General features: G+C 70.1%; 12 protein-coding genes and 1 tRNA gene. 12 read left to right on the top strand and 1 reads right to left on the bottom strand.

Annotated elements, in window-relative coordinates; all coding sequences use genetic code 11:
• Nucleotide 1: 1 nt before the first annotated feature.
• The 9 genes from ABZ172_RS19275 to ABZ172_RS19235 all read left to right on the top strand — a co-directional run bounded on the left by ABZ172_RS19275 (nucleotide 2) and on the right by ABZ172_RS19235 (nucleotide 12,844).
• Nucleotides 2-973: a sugar ABC transporter permease gene (locus tag ABZ172_RS19275; protein ID WP_356884930.1), complete on the top strand. Its 972-nt coding sequence runs from the start codon at nucleotides 2-4 to the stop codon at nucleotides 971-973.
• Nucleotides 970-1,818 carry a carbohydrate ABC transporter permease gene (locus ABZ172_RS19270; protein WP_356884929.1) on the top strand — a complete coding sequence of 283 codons (849 nt, stop codon included), beginning with the start codon at nucleotides 970-972 and terminating at the stop codon, nucleotides 1,816-1,818. The genes ABZ172_RS19275 and ABZ172_RS19270 overlap by 4 nt, the downstream gene beginning before the upstream one ends.
• Before the next feature lies 1 nt (nucleotide 1,819).
• The gene (locus ABZ172_RS19265) at nucleotides 1,820-3,457 is read left to right on the top strand and encodes a beta-N-acetylhexosaminidase (protein ID WP_356884928.1); all 1,638 of its coding nucleotides are present in this window, start codon (nucleotides 1,820-1,822) and stop codon (nucleotides 3,455-3,457) included.
• 249 nt (nucleotides 3,458-3,706) lie between these two features.
• Nucleotides 3,707-4,603: an FAD binding domain-containing protein gene (locus ABZ172_RS19260; RefSeq protein WP_356884927.1), complete on the top strand. Its 897-nt coding sequence runs from the start codon at nucleotides 3,707-3,709 to the stop codon at nucleotides 4,601-4,603.
• Complete coding sequence (locus ABZ172_RS19255; RefSeq protein ID WP_356884926.1) at nucleotides 4,600-6,423, top strand: 2Fe-2S iron-sulfur cluster-binding protein; 1,824 nt, start codon at nucleotides 4,600-4,602, stop codon at nucleotides 6,421-6,423. The genes ABZ172_RS19260 and ABZ172_RS19255 overlap by 4 nt, the downstream gene beginning before the upstream one ends.
• 76 nt (nucleotides 6,424-6,499) lie before the next feature.
• Nucleotides 6,500-8,836, top strand: coding sequence for a xanthine dehydrogenase family protein molybdopterin-binding subunit (locus tag ABZ172_RS19250; protein ID WP_356884925.1), 2,337 nt, complete (start codon nucleotides 6,500-6,502; stop codon nucleotides 8,834-8,836).
• Nucleotides 8,837-8,961: 125 nt separating this feature from the next.
• Entirely contained in the window at nucleotides 8,962-9,384 is a 423-nt protein-coding gene (locus ABZ172_RS19245) for a hypothetical protein (RefSeq protein WP_356884924.1), read from the top strand.
• A gap of 69 nt (nucleotides 9,385-9,453) precedes the next feature.
• The gene (locus ABZ172_RS19240) at nucleotides 9,454-11,703 is read left to right on the top strand and encodes a hypothetical protein (protein ID WP_356884923.1); all 2,250 of its coding nucleotides are present in this window, start codon (nucleotides 9,454-9,456) and stop codon (nucleotides 11,701-11,703) included.
• Between the two features lie 64 nt (nucleotides 11,704-11,767).
• Nucleotides 11,768-12,844, top strand: a complete 1,077-nt coding sequence (locus ABZ172_RS19235) for a hypothetical protein (protein WP_356884922.1) — start codon at nucleotides 11,768-11,770, stop codon at nucleotides 12,842-12,844.
• A gap of 112 nt (nucleotides 12,845-12,956) precedes the next feature.
• Here ABZ172_RS19235 and ABZ172_RS19230 read toward each other — a convergent pair.
• A tRNA-Cys gene (locus tag ABZ172_RS19230) sits at nucleotides 12,957-13,031 on the bottom strand.
• A gap of 315 nt (nucleotides 13,032-13,346) precedes the next feature.
• Between ABZ172_RS19230 and ABZ172_RS19225 the strand changes: the two genes are divergently transcribed.
• From ABZ172_RS19225 to ABZ172_RS19215, 3 genes are read left to right on the top strand one after another with little or no spacing between them, the layout of a single operon-like run.
• The gene (locus ABZ172_RS19225) at nucleotides 13,347-13,772 is read left to right on the top strand and encodes a hypothetical protein (protein WP_356884921.1); all 426 of its coding nucleotides are present in this window, start codon (nucleotides 13,347-13,349) and stop codon (nucleotides 13,770-13,772) included.
• A 19-nt stretch (nucleotides 13,773-13,791) separates the two neighbouring features.
• Nucleotides 13,792-16,140 carry a hypothetical protein gene (locus ABZ172_RS19220; RefSeq protein WP_356884920.1) on the top strand — a complete coding sequence of 783 codons (2,349 nt, stop codon included), beginning with the start codon at nucleotides 13,792-13,794 and terminating at the stop codon, nucleotides 16,138-16,140.
• Nucleotides 16,141-16,174: 34 nt separating this feature from the next.
• The gene (locus ABZ172_RS19215; protein WP_356884919.1) at nucleotides 16,175-16,849 is read left to right on the top strand and encodes a hypothetical protein; all 675 of its coding nucleotides are present in this window, start codon (nucleotides 16,175-16,177) and stop codon (nucleotides 16,847-16,849) included.
• The last annotated feature ends 107 nt before the right edge of the window (nucleotides 16,850-16,956 follow it).

The raw sequence follows: 16,956 nt of genomic DNA, 5'->3' as shown, positions 1-16,956 counted from the left end.
GATGACCGCGGACACCCTGCACAAGGCCGCCTCCGGGCGGGCCGGGGCGGGCCGGGTCGCGGCCCGCCCGCCCCGGCGCCGCCCGGCGTCACCGGCACGGCGCTCCGGCTGGACGCCCTGGCTCTACCTGCTCCCCGCCCTCGTCCTCCTCGGCGGACTCCTCGTCTACCCGATCTACCAACTGGGCCTGATCTCCTTCCTGGAGTACACCCAGGCCCAGGTCAGCGGCGGCGAACCGACCACCTTCCAGGGCTTCGGCAACTACGCCACGCTCTTCCGCGACAGCCAGTTCTGGCAGGTGCTCCTCGCGACCGTCGTCTTCGCCGCGGCCTGCGTGCTCGCCACCCTGGTCACCGGCTGCGCCCTGGCCGTCCTGCTGACCCGGATCCGCGCCGTGCCCCGGCTCGCCCTCATGCTGGCCGCACTGGGCGCCTGGGCGATGCCCGCGATCACCGGGTCGACCGTCTGGGTCTTCCTCTTCGACCCGGACTTCGGCCCGGTCAACCGGGTGCTGGGCCTCGGCGACTTCTCCTGGACGTACGGGCGCTACAGCGCCTTCGCCCTGGTGCTCCTCGAAGTGCTCTGGTGCTCGTTCCCGTTCGTGATGGTCACCGTGTACGCCGGCATCCGCGCGATCCCCACCGAGGTGCTGGAGGCGGCCTCGCTGGACGGCGCCTCGCAGTGGCGGATCTGGCGGTCGGTCATGGCGCCGATGCTGCGGCCCATCCTGATCGTCGTCACCATCCAGTCGGTCATCTGGGACTTCAAGGTCTTCACCCAGATCTACGTCATGACCAACGGCGGCGGCATCGCCGGCCAGAACCTGGTGCTCAACGTGTACGCCTACCAGAAGGCGTTCGCGTCCTCGCAGTACAGCCTCGGATCGGCGATCGGCGTCGTGATGCTGGTGATCCTGCTGGCCGTGACGCTCGTCTACCTGCGCCTGGTGCGGCGCCAGGGGGAGGAACTGTGAGCGCACGCGCGCTGCTCCGCATCCGCCGGCCCGGGAGGCTCGCCGCGGAGGCGGCGGCCCTCGTCATCGCCGCCGCGGTCGCCTTCCCGCTCTACTGGATGGTGCTCTCCGCCTTCAAGCCGGCGGGTGAGATCCAGTCCACCGAGGCCCGCCCCTGGACCCTGGCGCCCTCCCTCGACTCGTTCCGGCGGGTCTTCGAACAACAGGATTTCGGCCGCTACTTCCTCAACAGCCTGATCGTCGCCGGGACGGTCGTCATCGCCTCCGCGCTGGTCGCCTTCCTCGCCGCGACGGCCGTCACCCGCTTCCGCTTCCGGTTCCGCACCACCCTGCTGATCATGTTCCTGGTGGCGCAGATGGTGCCGGTCGAGGCCCTCACCATCCCGCTCTTCTTCCTGATGCGGGACTTCGGCCAGCTGAACACGCTGGGATCGCTGATCCTCCCGCACCTCGCCTTCTCGCTGCCGTTCGCGATCTGGATGCTGCGCGGATTCGTCAAGGCGGTCCCGGAGGCCCTGGAGGAGGCCGCCTACATCGACGGGGCGAGCCGCGCCCGGTTCCTCTGGCAGATCCTCTTCCCGCTGGTCTTCCCCGGCCTGGTGGCCACCAGCGTCTTCTCGTTCATCTCGACCTGGAACGACTTCCTCTTCGCGAAGTCCTTCCTCATCAGCGACACCTCCCAGTCGACGCTGCCCATGGCGCTGCTGGTCTTCTTCAAGCCCGACGAGAACGACTGGGGAGGGATCATGGCCGCATCGACCGTGATGACCGTCCCCGTGCTGGTCTTCTTCGTACTCGTACAGCGCCGTCTGGTCTCCGGACTGGGCGGTGCGGTCAAGGACTGACATGCACCATCTGATTCCGGCCCCCGTGCGGACCTCCGACGGGGAGGGCGAAGGATTCCTCCCGGGCGCCGCCACCACGATCACCGCGGGCCCCGGGACCGAGGGCACCGCGCGCTGGCTGCGCTCCACCGTCGGGGCCGCGCTCGGCCTGCCGTTCGCCCCGGCCCCCGCGGGCGCCGGGGAGCCCGCCGACACCGTCGAACTGTGCGTCGACCCCGCCCTGGAACCCGAGGGCTACCGGCTCTCCGTGGCCCCCGTCCGGGGTGTGCGGATCACCGGCGGGAGCGCCGCCGGGGTGTTCTGGGGGGCGCAGACCCTCCGCCAGCTCCTCGGCCCCGAGGCGTTCCGCCGCGCACCCGTCGCCACCGTGCGACGGACGCTTCCGGCCACCGAGATCGAGGACGGCCCGCGCTTCGGCTGGCGCGGTCTGATGCTCGACGTGGCGCGGCACTTCATGCCCAAGGACGGCGTGCTGCGCATGCTCGACCTGCTGGCCGCGCACAAACTCAACGTCTTCCACTTCCACCTGACCGACGACCAGGGATGGCGCGTCGAGATCAAGCGCCATCCCCGGCTCACGGAGGTCGGAGCCTGGCGCGCACGCACCAAGCTCGGCCACCGCGACTCCGAACTCTGGGACGAGACGCCGCACGGCGGCTTCTACACGCAGGACGACATCCGCGAGATCGTCGCGTACGCCGCCGAGCGCCACATCCGGGTCGTGCCCGAGATCGACATCCCGGGCCACTCGCAGGCGGCCATCAGCGCCTATCCGGAACTCGGCAACACCGATGTCGTGGACACCTCCGCCCTCACGGTGTGGGACACCTGGGGTGTCAATCCGAACGTACTCGCCCCCACCGACACCACCCTGCGGTTCTTCGAGGGCGTCCTCGAGGAGATCCTGGACCTCTTCCCGGCCGAGGTCTCGCCGTTCGTCCACGTCGGCGGCGACGAGTGCCCCAAGGACCAGTGGAAGCGGTCGCCCACCGCGCAGGCCCGCATCGCGGAACTCGGCCTGACCGACGAGGACGGGCTCCAGTCCTGGTTCATCCGCCACTTCGACCGCTGGCTCACCGACCGGGGCCGCCGGCTCATCGGCTGGGACGAGATCCTGGAGGGCGGCCTCGCCGAGGGCGCAGCGGTGTCGTCGTGGCGCGGCTGGGCGGGCGGGGCCGCCGCCGCCGAGGCCGGGCACGACGTCGTGATGTGCCCCCTGCAACAGGTCTATCTGGACTACCGTCAGGACGCCGGCGCCGACGAGCCGATGCCCATCGGCTACGTCCGCACCCTGGAGGACGTCTACCGCTTCGAGCCCCTTCCGCCCGGACTCTCCGAAGGGGCGGCCGGACACGTCATGGGCACGCAGGCCAACGTCTGGACCGAGGTGATGCAGGACGGCCGCCGGGTCGACTACCAGGTCTTCCCGCGGCTCGCCGCCTTCGCCGAGGTCGCCTGGTCGCGCCTCCCGGGCCCCGGCGAGAGGGACTTCGCCGCGTTCGCCCGCAGGATGGAGACGCACTACACCCGGCTCGACGCCCTGGGGGTCGACTACCGGCCGCCCGCGGGGCCGCTGCCCTGGCAACGCCGTCCGGGGATCCTCGGTCGCCCGATCGAGGGATCGCCCCCGATCATGTGAGCAGGCTCCCGCGCCCCGGCCGGGGGAACCGAGTAAGTCGTGCGAAATCGCTGAAGAGGTGCAATTCGTACGCCGGGCAGAAGCTCTGCCAAAGGTGACTTTTCCCCTGGCCGGGGACGGAATCGCCCTTCGTGGCCCCTCGCGTCGGACCGTCCGGAAGATGTGCCAGAGTTGCCACGTCCCGGCCGTGAGCACGTACCGTACGGCGGACAGGCGGGACTGCCGGGATACCGGGAAGGGGCAGCTGGGTTGACCACGCACGCACCGCAGGCGATGCAGTCGGTGACGCTGCCGGCCTCGCTCGACGAGGCCGTGGCGGCTCTCGGCGCCATGCCCGCAGCCGTCCCCGTGGCCGGCGGCACCGACCTCATGTCGGCCGTCAACAAGGGCCTGCTGCGGCCCTCGGGGCTGGTCGGCCTCGGCCGGATCAGCGAGCTGCGCGGCTGGCACTACCAGGACGGCCACGCGCTGCTCGGCGCCGGTCTCACCCACGCGCGCATGGGACGGCCGGACTTCGCCGCGCTCATCCCCGCACTGGCCGCCTCCGCGCGCGCCGCGGGCCCGCCCCAGATCCGCAACGCCGGGACGCTCGGCGGCAACATCGCCACCGCGGCGCCGACCGGCGACGCCCTGCCGGTGCTCGCCGCCCTGGAGGCCGAGCTGGTCATCGCCGGTGCCGGGGGCTCCCGTCGGGAGATCCCCGTCTCGCACCTGCTGGCGGGCCGCGAGATGCTCGAACCCGCCGAGCTGATCGGCTTCGTCCGCGTACCGCTGCTGCACGCCCCGCAGGTCTTCCTGAAGGCGACCGGCCGCACCGGACCCGGCCGGGCCACCGCGTCCGTCGCGATCGTCCTGGACCCGGCCCGGCGCGGGGTGCGCTGCGCGGTCGGCGCGATCGCCCCGATGCCCCTGCGCCCGCTGGAGGCGGAACGCTGGATCGCCTCCCTGATCGACTGGGACGGCGAACGCGGCCTGGCCCCCGACGCGCTGGCCGCGTTCGGCGAGTACGTCGCGGCCGCCTGCATCCCGGACCACGATCCACCGGACGACGGGGGCGAGGCACCTCCGCTGTCACCCGCCGTCCTGCACCTGCGGCGCACGGTCGCCGCGCTCGCCCGACGCGCACTGGGGAGGGCACTGTCGTGAGCAAGGAAGAGAACCCCGGGCAGCAGCACGGGCAGCCCGACCCGTACGCCGACTGGCAGCAGGCCCGGCACGGCGGTGAGTACGACACCGACGCGGGCTGGCAGCCGGTCCCGCAGGGCGGTGCCTACGACGCCGACGCCGGCTGGCAGCCGACCCCGCACAGCGGCGAGTACGACGCCGAGGCCACCGCCTTCGTCCACCTGGACCCGGAGGACCTCGCCGGCCTCGGGAACGACCCGCTGGCCGCCCCCGGCCACAACTACGTGCCGCCGATGATCCTGCCGCTGACCCCGGCCGCGGGTCTCGACCCCGCGGCGACGGGCAGCTGGGTCGTGCAGACGCAGAGCCAGCAGGAGCGGGCGGCCGACACCGGGGCCGTGCACTGGCCCGACCCGAACCAGCAGCAGGACCCGTACCAGCAGCCGTACCCGGACACCTCGCAGTACGCGCAGACCTCGTCCACGACCGCCCAGTGGAACTACACCGAGGCGCTGCCCGAGCCGGAGCCCGCTCCGGAACCCGCCGGGCACACCGGCGAGTGGACGATCCCGGTGGCCGACGGCGACCTGCCCGACGAGTCCGGCGAGTACGCGGCCTCCGCGATGGCCTCCCCGTGGTACGCCGACGCGCCCCCGGCCACCCTGCCGGGCGGCGCTCCCGCGCCGTGGGCGACCCAGGACCACCCGGTCGCCCCCGCCCCCGCCGCCGAGGACACCACGGCCGGGCTGCCGGAGCCCGCCGACACCCCGGAGGCCCCTGACGGCCCGGAGGCCTACGAGGTCCCGGTGGCCCAGGAGGTCCCGGTGGCCCAGGAGGTCCCGGAGGCCCAGGAGGTCCCGGTGGCCCAGGAGGTCCCGGAGGCCCAGGAAGCCGTCCAGGCCGCCCCGGAGCCGGACGAGGCCCCGGAGGCCGCCGATCAGCCCGCGGGTCCGGAGGAGGCCGCCGAGGCCCCGCCGGAGGACGTCCGGCCGACGGACGAGCCGCAGGACGACCGGCTCGCGGACGAGCCGCAGGTGTACGAACCCCCGGCGGACGAGCCGCAGGCCGGCGACCCGGCGGCGGACGACCCGGCGTGGTCCGCGGAGCCCGAGGCCCCGGCGGTGCCCCTGGCGGAGGCCGCGGAGGTGCCCGAGGCCGACGACCCGGCGGCGCCCGCCGAGCCGGAACCCGCCCCCGAGCACGGGCTCGTGCCCGCGGAGGAGGCCGACGCGCCCGCCCCGCCCGGGGCCGGACCCAGCGAGCACCCCTCGGCCTCGTACGTCCTCCACGTGAACGGTGCGGACCGGCCCGTCAGCGACGCCTGGATCGGCGAGTCGCTGCTGTACGTCCTGCGCGAGCGCCTCGGTCTCGCGGGCGCCAAGGACGGCTGCTCGCAGGGCGAGTGCGGTGCCTGCAACGTCCAGGTCGACGGCCGCCTGGTGGCGTCCTGCCTGGTGCCCGCCGCCACCACGGCGGGCAGCGAGGTCCGTACGGTCGAGGGCCTCGCGGTGGACGGCGAACCGTCCGACGTGCAACGGGCCCTGGCCCGCTGCGGAGCCGTCCAGTGCGGCTTCTGCGTCCCCGGCATGGCGATGACGGTCCACGACCTCCTGGAGGGCAACCACGCCCCCACCGAGCTGGAGACCCGCCAGGCGCTGTGCGGCAACCTGTGCCGGTGTTCCGGGTACCGGGGTGTGCTCGACGCCGTACGCGACGTCGTCGCGGCCCGGGAGGCGGCCGCCGACGCGGCCACCGCCCCGGACGACGCCGAACCGCGCATCCCGCACCAGGCCGCCCCCGGAGAGGGCGGCGTCCAGACGCACGAGGGAGACGTCCCGTGAACTCCGCGCCGTCCCCCGCAGGACCGGTCACCCCCACCGACAGCCACACCGGCGGAGCGAACGACAAGGAGGCGGCGTGACCAGCGACGCAGCCACCGCGACCAGCACCACGCGGACCACCCCGCAGCCCGACGGCGGCGAACCGGAGCGGGAAGTCCCCGTGCTCGGACTGGGTGCCTCGCTGCCGCCCGCCGACGCCCGCGCCAAGACCGAGGGCACCTTCCCCTACGCCGCCGACCTGTGGGCCGAGGGGCTGCTGTGGGCGGCGATGCTGCGTTCCCCGCACCCGCACGCCCGCATCCTCTCCATCGACACCACGGCCGCCGCCGCCATGCCGGGCGTCCGCGCGGTCGTCACCCACGAGGACATCCCCGGCGACGGCTCCTACGGCCGGCGGATCGCCGACCGGCCGGTGTTCGCCTCCGACCTCGTACGCCACCACGGCGAGGCGATCGCCGCAGTCGCCGCGGACCACCCCGACACCGCCCGGCTGGCCGCCGCGGCCGTCGCGGTCGAGTACGAGGTGCTCGAACCGGTCACCGACCCGGAGAAGGCCTTCACCGCCGAGCCGCTGCACCCCGACGGCAACCTCGTCCGTCACATCCCGCTGCGCTACGGCGACCCGGACGCCGTGGGCGAGGTCATCGTCGAGGGCCTGTACCGCATCGGCCGCCAGGACCCCGCCCCGATCGGCGCCGAGGCCGGCCTCGCCGTACCGCGTCCCGACGGGGGCGTCGAGCTCTACACGGCGTCCACCGACCCGCACACCGACCGTGATCTGGCCGCCGCCTGCTTCGGCCTGGACCCCGAGCGGGTCAAGGTCGTCGTGACCGGCGTCCCCGGGGCGACCGGCGACCGGGAGGACCCCGGCTTCCAGATCCCGCTGGGCCTGCTCGCCCTGCACACCGGCTGCCCCGTCAAACTGGCCGCCACCCGCGAGGAGTCCTTCCTCGGGCACGCCCACCGCCACCCGACCCTGCTGCGCTACCGCCACCACGCGGACGCCGAGGGCCGGCTGGTCAAGGTCGAGGCGCAGATCCTCCTCGACGCGGGCGCGTACGCCGACTCCTCGTCCGAGTCCCTCGCCGCCGCCGTGGCCTTCGCCTGCGGTCCGTACGTCGTCCCGCACGCCTTCATCGAGGGCTGGGCGGTCCGCACCAACAACCCGCCGTCCGGGCACGTGCGGGGTGAGGGCGCGATGCAGGTCTGCGCCGCCTACGAGGGCCAGATGGACAAGCTGGCCGCGAAGCTGGGCGTCGACCCGGTGGAGCTGCGGCTGCGGAACGCCCTGTCCACGGGCGACATCCTGCCCACCAGCCAGACGGTGACCTGCCCGGCCCCCGTCGCCCGGCTCCTCGGCGAGCTGCGCGACTTCCCGCTGCCCACCCTGCCCAAGGACGCCCCCGAGGACGACTGGCTGCTGCCCGGCGGCCTGGAGGGCGCCGGCGAGCCCGGTGCCGTGCGCAGGGGCGTCGGCTACGCCCTGGGCATGGTCCACATGCTCGGCGCCGAGGGCGCCGACGAGGTCTCCACGGCCACGGTCCGGGTCCACGACGGTGTCGCCACCGTCATCTGCGCCGCCGTCGAGACCGGCCAGGGCTTCACCACGCTGGCCCGGCAGATCGTCCAGGAGGTCCTGGGCGTCGAAGAGGTCCAGGTGGCGGCGGTGGACACCGACCAGCCCCCCGCGGGCGCGGCCACGCACGGGCGCCACACCTGGGTCTCCGGCGGTGCGGTCGAACGCGCCGCCCGGATGGTCCGTACCCAGCTCCTCCAGCCGCTGGCCCACAAGTTCGGCATGTCCACCGAGCTCCTCCAGATCGCCGACGGCAAGATCACCTCGTACGACGGGGTGCTGTCCACCACGGTCACGGAGGCGATGGACGGCAAGGAACTCTGGGCCACCGCCCAGTGCCGCCCCCACCCCACCGAGCCCCTGGACGAGTTCGGGCAGGGCGACGCGTTCGTGGGCCTGGCCTTCTGCGCGGTCCGTGCGGTGGTCGACGTGGACATCGAACTCGGCTCGGTCCGGGTGGTCGAGATGGCCGTCGCCCAGGACGTCGGCCGGATCCTCAACCCGTCGCAGCTGGCGACCCGCATCGAGGCGGGAGTCACCCAGGGCATCGGCGCGGCCCTCACGGAGAACCTCCGCACCGCCCGCGGACTGATCCGGCACCCCGACCTCACCGGCTACGCGCTCCCGACGGCACTGGACGCGCCGGACATCCGCATCGTCACGCTGGTCGAGGAACGCGACGTGGTGGCCCCGTTCGGAGCCAAACCGGTCTCGGCCGTCCCGGTGGTGACCTCTCCGGCCGCCGTCGCCTCGGCGGTCCGCGCCGCGACGGGCCGCCCGGTCAACCGCCTCCCGATCAGGCCGCAGGCGGCGGTGGCGGCTACGCCGAAGTCGTAGGGGCCGGGCGCGGATGCGCTCCGGCTCCTGCAGCCCGTCACTCGATCACAGGTTCGGGTTGATAGGTTACTCAAACGCTGTCGGCGTTCACACACCGTTGGCAGCGCACGGGGAGGATAGCGATCATGTCGGCCAGTGGCTCCGAAGACATAGGCATGCGGCTCAACCAGTACCCCGCCGACCAGGGCGGAGGGCCTGGGGGCGGACAGCAGAAGCTGGCGTCGACACCTGCGCAGAAGAAAGCCGCAGCGGACGCGCTTCAGGAGAACATCAAGCCGCAGACGAAGACAGCTGGTCACCACGCCGACGAGGGGACCTCCGAGGTGGTCAGGGCGTTCGATGCCAAGGACGGGTACGGCTGGTTCATGTCGTCGGCTTTGAAGAAAGCTCACAAGACGTGGGGTGAGCAGATGCAAGCGCAGATGAACCGGCTCCATGCCGACCAGGCGGCGCTGCTCCGTACCAACGTTCAGCTGTCGAACACGGACCTCGCTGCACGGTCGGGTGTGCAGAGCGTGCATACGCCGTCCATCTTCGACAAGTACTGAGCTCCTGCGGCCCGCTTGACGTATACACGTATTCCACGGGGACCAGATATGCCTACGTATCACGAGATCATGACCACGGATCTCGGCACGCTCACCAAGGCTGCCACCGGCTGGGACGGCACGGCCAAGAAACTCCACGGTCAGGAAGTCGCCTACAAGCGGGATGTGCACGGCATCACGACAGGTACCGGCTGGCAGGGGGTGAGCGTCGTGGCAGCCAACCAGCAGTTCGACATCACGCTACGTGAATTTCAGTTCGCGCAGGCCGAGGCGAAGGCTATCGCCGCCCTGCTGCGCGACGCACACACGCAATACGTGAGCCTCAAGGCCAAGTTGAAAGACGCGCGGGACGAGGCGATCCAGGCCGGGATGAAGGTCTCGGACCAGGGAGTGGTCACGTACGACTACGAGAAACTGTCCGAGGGCGAACGCAACGCGCTTCACCACGACCCCGACTATCAGCAGAGCGCGCAGAAGGCAGTCGCCTCCTGGCAGGAGCGCGTCGACAACGCGGTCCACGCGGTGGATGACGCGGACAAGGGCGTGGAGATCGCCTTCAAGGGGGTCGTGCTCGACTCGGATGTCACCGACGGCACGATGAACGGCTTCAACGGCAAGGCCAGTGGCGATATCGAGAAGTACGAGGCGGACGAGCTCGCCGATATCGCCACGCACATCAACTCCGGTGACGCCAGCCCGCAGGAGATCAAAGAGGCACAGCGCGCCTTCCGTGACAATGCCAAGAACGAAAAGTTCCATCAGCTGTTCCTGGCCGGTTTGGGGGCGTCAGGAACCATCAAGTTCACCAACAAACTGAGCGACCTCAGCCACGGCGGCAAGGACAAAGGGCCGTACTCGGCGTTCCAGGACGACCTGGCCAACTCCCTGGCACTGGCGACGAAAGACACCGGTTCGGCCTTCTACAAGAAATTCCGTTCCGACCTGCAGAAAGCCGGCGTCCAGAGGTTCGACCTGGACGTCGCGGCGGACAAGACTCCAGTAGGCGCCGAGCAGGGCCAGCAGGTGCGTGGCTATCAGAGCCTCGTGACGCTGATGGAGCAGGGCGACGGTTACTCCGGGCAGTTCCTCAAGGACGTGGCCACCGACATCCGGGCCGCTGAGGACAAGGGGCAGGGCGGAAACCCTGACATCTGGGATCTGCGCGGTGACTTCAGCGGGAAGGAAGACGGCTGGTTCGCCAACGACCCGCTCGATGGAGTGCTCGGCATCATGTCCAAGGACCCGGCTACGACGACGAGCTATCTCGACCCGGGCACAGCAGGGAAGAACGACAACCTCGAGTACCTGCTCAGGGACCGGGACTGGAACCACGTCAACACCTATGAGTGGATCCGCGACTACGAAGCCGTCCAGGACGACACCTTCGACAAGGACGTACGCACCGGCCTGGGCCTGGCTCTGTCGGCGGGCGCCACGGGGAACCTGCCAGGGGAAGGCGACGAGCTCGGCCGGCACACAGCCGCGCAGGCGCGCATCATGCACGACACGATCAACCTCATCGACTACGGCGACGCCGATGGCACGTACGGCGAGGATCCCAAGCACCCGCGGGTCGGCAAGGCCGATGAGGTCCTGGCGCAGGACGACTACGCGCCCCTGCGCGACTCCTTGTCCCAAGCCCTGGCGGACTACTCGCCGGATGCTGTCGACATCATCAACGGCGACGCGCCCGGCGGCCGGTCCGGCAAGGGGGACGCCTACGGGGACGGTGACGACTCGCAGATCCAGAACAGCCGCAGCAGCCTGGTGCGCATGATCCGCGGCGTCTCGGAGGCCGACGACACCACCAACTTCGAGCGCGTCTACCAGGCGCAACAGGGGTACATGGCGGAGGAATGGACGAGGAAGGGCATAACGGACGCAACCGTTGCTGCGAATGAGGGCCACAAGTATGGCGAGGTCATTGGCGCCCTCAATGCGGTCGGAGGTGACGTGAAAATGGATGTCCATGACGCCAAGACCGACAATGCCGCGGATATCCGGTTCTACGGGTACCACTCGGGCGGCGGACTTATCACAGGAATCCCCGTCGTCGGCGACGCTGCTCAGCGCCTGGTGGACATCGAACTCAACGAGTGGCTCTCGGGCATCCAGGCCGAGGAGGGTGCGTTGTCCAAGGAGGAGTTGAGTCGGAACAACGACAAGGCCGAGGACAACATTGATGCCTACGTCCACAAGTGGGGCGCAAAGCACGATATGCAGCCGGACGACCCCATCGTGGGGGCGGCGTCGAGAGAGGCCCGCGAGGGCTACGTGGGCGGCCGCCAGATAGCGTACGAGGCGCTGCGGTCCAGGTAATTGATCACGGCGTGCGGAACCTCGACCCCTTACGGCCCGACGCAAGAGACCGATAGGTAGGACCATGACAGTGCAGGCGCGGAAGAAGTGGCCTATAGGTGTAGCGGCGGTCGCTTCGGTGACGGTTGTGGCGCTTGCCTGGTCCTACTGCTCGTGGAATACGAACCTTCTCGGTCCGGAGTCGTTCTGCGGTGGCCGGATGGGCAGCGGGGAGGTGCAGGCGGCTCTGGACTCCACCGGTCGTGTGTCGCAGGTGGATGCGTCGGTCGATGCGCAGCGGCCCACGTTCAGTTGCACGGTCGAGCGCACCAGCCGTTTCGTCGGGGGCGAGGATCAGCGCGTGACGGTGAGGACGAGTTTCAAGGAGGGGGCGTTCCCCTTCACGACCCATGTCTGGCAGAGCCCTGCTTCCCGGTCCTATTTCACGGGTGGGGCGACCGGCGCCGTGTCGCAGGACTTCGGCGGGTACGTGGTCCTTCCTGAGCCTTGCTGGGACAAGCTCCGAGGAGAGCGGGGCGACGGTGTGATGGCGATCGTGGAGGCCGCGGTGGAGAAGGGGGCGGTGGACCCTGACGGTCTCGCCCGATTGCTCACCCGCTCGGCGCGGCAGGTTGCCGAGAAGGCAGGCTGCGGCACGGCGGCACTGTCGGCCGACCCTGATCTCGCTGCCCCGTCCGCTCCGGGGAGGACGGATGCCGGGAACGTATGTGGGGTGCCGGGCTTCACGTTGCCGAAGGAAGCCGTGGTCGCCTCCCGGGCCGAACCGGGGCAGGAGCAGGTGAGTGCCGGGAGCGCGGATACGTGGGCGTGTGACCTGCACCTGGCAGGCTCGGCCAAGGGCCTGGTGTCCTTCTCCGCGACATCGGACAAGAACTTCGTCGAGACGGCCACGAAAGCCAAGTACAGCGGCTTCAAGGCGCTCCCGGGTGGCAAGGGCGTGGCAGCGCTCGGCCAGGCCGTTCTGCATTGTGGGGACGGTGACGTGTACTTCGCCGCGAAGTGGAACACCGCGTACGACAGGGCCTTGGCCGACAGCGTTCCTGGAGAGGGCTCGTACATGGAGGCCAGGAAGTCAACGTTCCAGAACTTCCTCGACGCGACAGCCGCCGATCATTCGTGCCCCCGCGTCACCATCCCCTGATCCCTGGGGCAGCCCCCCGGCAGCATCCGCCGGCTCAGCAGGCGCCGTCGTCGGCGGACGGGCCCCGCCGACGGCGCGGCGCCGGGCGGATGTTCCGCGCCGGCGCCGTGGGTGGAGACCGTGACCGGATTCGAACCGGTGTAACTCGAGTTGCAGTCGAGCCCCTGAGCCTCTCGGGCACACGGTCGAGGTGGTGTCGCTTCCCCGTGCTCACGACCGTACGGCCGGGGCGCGGGCACCATCAAGGGACCGGGGCGCGCCGCAACGCGACTGCCATACGCCGTTCATGAACGGTGGCGGGACGACGGGACCCGAACCGTGCCCTCGTGTCACTCCACGTCACAGACCGACCCGTGACGTCGCCCCCGGCCGTCTTTTCCGGGAATTGCGGAAACCGTTGTTGCCCGTCCGGCGTCGGTGAAGAAGGGACCGATACGGTGAGCGGGTCGGTGGCCGGATGAGGTTGGCGAAACGGCCTGCGCACAGGGAACAGGAGGATTTCGTGACGTTCGATCAGGAATGGGCCGAACTGCGCGAGGCAGCCGCCCGGCGGGGCGCCATGCGGCTCAACAGTGTTCCTGCCGAAGGCGGCAGTGGCGGGAGTGGCGACCTGGTCGTGAACCGGGACGAACTCGGAGCTATCGGGAATGACGCCTATGGGCTGAGGACGAGGTTGTCGAAGGAAGGCGATCTCGCTCGTCCGACGACCCATGAAGCGGGGGTCGCGCTCACCAACGGGAATTTCTCCTGTGGTGCGGCGGTGCTCAAGGTGAACGACTTCTGGCAGACCCATCTGAAGACTCTGTTGGATTCCTGTGCGCACATCTCGAACCACCTGGATTACACGAAGGCTCAGCATGCGAAGGACGAAGTGAAGATCGAAGGGGATCTGGCGCCGATCTCCAAGCTCACGGAATACATGAAGTAAGGCTCGGGGGAGTGCGAACGTGCTGAATTACGAGGATATCGTCGACGCTCCGGTGGGCAAGCTGAAGGCCGCTGCCGACGACTGGTCGGACATGGCGGGCAAGCTGGAGAAGCTCGCGGAAGACGCCGCCGACGGGATGAAGGTCAAGGCCGACAAGGCGAACTGGGAAGGCCTCAACGCGGGTGTCACCAAGGCGTTCGTCGGCAAGACGGCAAAGGAGTTCGCGGACGCCGCAGCCGAGGCCAAGGGTGTGAAGATGATCCTCCAGGAGGGTCACACAGCCCTCAAGAAGGCCAAGGACGACCTGGTGAACATCCGGGACCACGAAGGCCCCGCCGCCGGGATCCGCGTGGACGGCAGGGGCAAGGTCTTCGCGCGCCATCCGGTGGAGGACATGCCTCCCCAGCAGAAGGCGCACGACCCCGACTATCCCGCGCTCGTGCAGCAGCAGAAGGAGAACATCGCCTCCTGGCAGAAGAAGATCGACCTCATCGTCGACAACTGCAACGACACCGATGTCTCCTTCAAGAACTCCCTCGAAGCCAACGTCACCGACCGCAAGGACTTCAACGCCCCGAAGTACACCAAGATGGACCAGGAGGAGGCCGCCCGGGCCGCCGGCCTGGCCGCCAAGGGCCGCGACATCACGCACACCGAGCTCCAGCAGCTCAACGAACTGCTGGCCGACAACAGCGGGTCGCCGGAGTTCGCCAAGAACTTCTACGAGAAGCTCGGCCCCGAGAAGTCGCTGGCGTTCTTCGGGCAGCTCTCCACGGACACCTACGACTACGGCAAGGTCGACAAGGAGCGCCTCAAGGACGTCCAGGAGCTCCAGAAGAACCTGGGACTCAACCTCGCCACCGCCTCGCACGACAAGGACTTCAGCGAGAAGTGGGGCCCCGAGCTCCGCAAGATGGGCACGGAGCGCATCCCGCTGGCCAAGCACGACTACAACGGGCCGTTCGGGTACCAGCTGCTCGGCGGGATCATGCGGTACGGGAACTACGACAAGTCGTTCCTCAACCCGATCGCCGAGCACGTGGCGCAGCTGCACCAGAAGGACCCGTACCTGTTCGCCGAGAACAAGATGGTGAACAGCCCCTTCAAGAACCCGTTCAACCCCTCGGGCGTCAACGGTGCGGGCTACGACCCGGCGACCGCCATGCTGGAGGCGCTCGGCAACAGCCCGGACGCGGCGAAGCACTTCTTCAACGATCCGCCCACCGCGTACAACGAGGACGGCACGGTCAACAGGGGCGCCACGGCGGACCTCGGTAAGAACGGCGAGACGCCGATCGACAACTACCTCGACTTCTTCGGCAACGAGAAGTGGGAGTCCTTCCCGGACGTCAACTCACTGGACGAGGACGAGCTCAAGAACTCCCTCGACCAGATGCCCGACGCGCTGGGCCACGCACTGGAGTCGGCCACCCTCGGCTACCCGGCCGGACACCCTGACGCGAGCGTGGTGCGGGACGCCGACAACGCGGCGGTCATGCAGCAGGTCATGGAGAAGTACGGGGCGGACGCCGGCCTGCTCAAGGAGCAGGAGGCGATGTCCGACAGCCTGGGCACCATGGGCGCCGGCTACATCGACGACATCAACTGGGCGCTGGACAAGAACGATGCGAACAGCCCCTTTGCGCCGGGCGAGAACTCCGGGGCGCATCTCGACTTCGCGGACACCGACGACCAGAACGGCCGGGGCGAGGTCCGGGGCTTCCTCAGCGCCCTCGGCCAGCACCCCGATGCCTATGCGACGGTCTCGGCCGCGGAGCAGGTGTACTCCCGCAGTGTGCTGGAGGGGCAGGTGGGCGCCGACGGGAAGATCGACGAGGGTGCTGCCAGGGCGACCGTGCACGTGGGCGCCGAGGTGCAGGGCATGCTCGACCAGTCCCGTGCCGACCAGGTCGAGGCGACGAACCTGAAGACCCACGAGGACTACGAGAAGGCGGTTGCCAAGCGGTCCGGCTGGATCGAGTTCGGGGCCGTTGCGGGCGTGGCGGCGGGTGTCGCCTTCCTTCCCGCGACCGCGGCCGTGGGAGCGGCGGCGGTCCTCATCCCGCTGGCGACCGACACGGCCGGAGGCGCCGTCGAGCAGGTCATCGGCCAGATGGTCGGTGATATGTCCGACAACTCGGTGGACGAGCACAAGGAGAAGGTCGAGGAGCTCACCCGTGACGAGAAGACCAAGGTCTACTCCGCGGGTGAAAGCATGGCCGAGTCCCCGATGGAGGAGTTCATGGAGCGGAACGGTGTGACCTCCGACAGTTCGTTCGGACAGGACCTCAAGGAATCCATGAGGATCGGTTACGCGACGGGCAATGACCGCGAGAACCAGCAGGGGAACGACCCGGAGACCGGCTGAGGCCGGTGGACGCCCAAGGACGGGAAGGATGCAGATGGCTGTCAGTCGTAGGGTGCGCGGGGGGCTCCTCGGTGCCGCCGTGGCCGGCTCCCTGGTTCTCGGAGCCACCGGCTGCGCGGGAGGGGCCGACGAGCCCGCCACGGGAGCGGACGAGGCCGTCGCGGCCGGGAGGCTCTGCGGCGGAAAGGCGGTGTCGACCGGTGCGGGCGAGGCGTTGGAGGTGATCACCGGCTCGTCGGAGTTCGCGGCGTCGGGTGAGCGGTCCACGGTTGCCCACGCGGCACAGGAGCTGGCCGACCGGTTCGCGTCCTCCGCCACGGCGACCGGGGACGTCTGCCGCGTCCACACCGCCGATGGCACGTCCGGCGACGAGCTCCGGATCACCTGGCGGCTGTCCGGCAGCGCCCCGGTGGACGACCCGGCCGAGAAGTTCACCGTGTTGAAGATGGGGGAGCGTGCCCTGACCGCGCCGGACGGCGCGTTCCTCCGCTTCGGCTGCCGGGGCGGAAAGCTGCCCGGATCCGGCCCGGCCCACATCGACATCGGCGTCGAACGCGGTGGCATGCCCACGGATCCCGAGGGCGACCCCGGGGCGTTGCGGGACGCCTACGCGACCGTCGCCCACTCCTTCTCGCTGGCCATGGCGAAGGCGCTGGGCTGCGAGGACGACGGGGGGCTGGAAGCCCGGCCGGCACTCGACCCGGCGTAGACCGTGTGCGTGGCGCCCCCGCCCCGCCCCAAGAACCGGGCGAAGGACGCCACCGGCCCCGGTCGTACGACCAAGGGACCAGCCGGATCCCGCCCACCGACAGGGGT

The organism is Streptomyces sp. NPDC006296 (genome assembly GCF_040613235.1).
Lineage (GTDB): Bacteria > Actinomycetota > Actinomycetes > Streptomycetales > Streptomycetaceae > Streptomyces.
This window is presented reverse-complemented; position numbering and strand designations above follow the sequence as displayed.

Excerpts from the sequence above, each read along its gene's own strand:
- ABZ172_RS19275 (WP_356884930.1), top strand. The coding sequence starts at position 2 with ATGACCGCGGACACCCTGCACAAGGCCGCCTCCGGGCGGGCCGGGGCG.
- ABZ172_RS19265 (WP_356884928.1), top strand. The coding sequence starts at position 1,820 with ATGCACCATCTGATTCCGGCCCCCGTGCGGACCTCCGACGGGGAGGGC.
- ABZ172_RS19245 (WP_356884924.1), top strand. The coding sequence starts at position 8,962 with ATGTCGGCCAGTGGCTCCGAAGACATAGGCATGCGGCTCAACCAGTAC.
- ABZ172_RS19240 (WP_356884923.1), top strand. The coding sequence starts at position 9,454 with ATGACCACGGATCTCGGCACGCTCACCAAGGCTGCCACCGGCTGGGAC.
- ABZ172_RS19235 (WP_356884922.1), top strand. The coding sequence starts at position 11,768 with ATGACAGTGCAGGCGCGGAAGAAGTGGCCTATAGGTGTAGCGGCGGTC.
- ABZ172_RS19215 (WP_356884919.1), top strand. The coding sequence starts at position 16,175 with ATGGCTGTCAGTCGTAGGGTGCGCGGGGGGCTCCTCGGTGCCGCCGTG.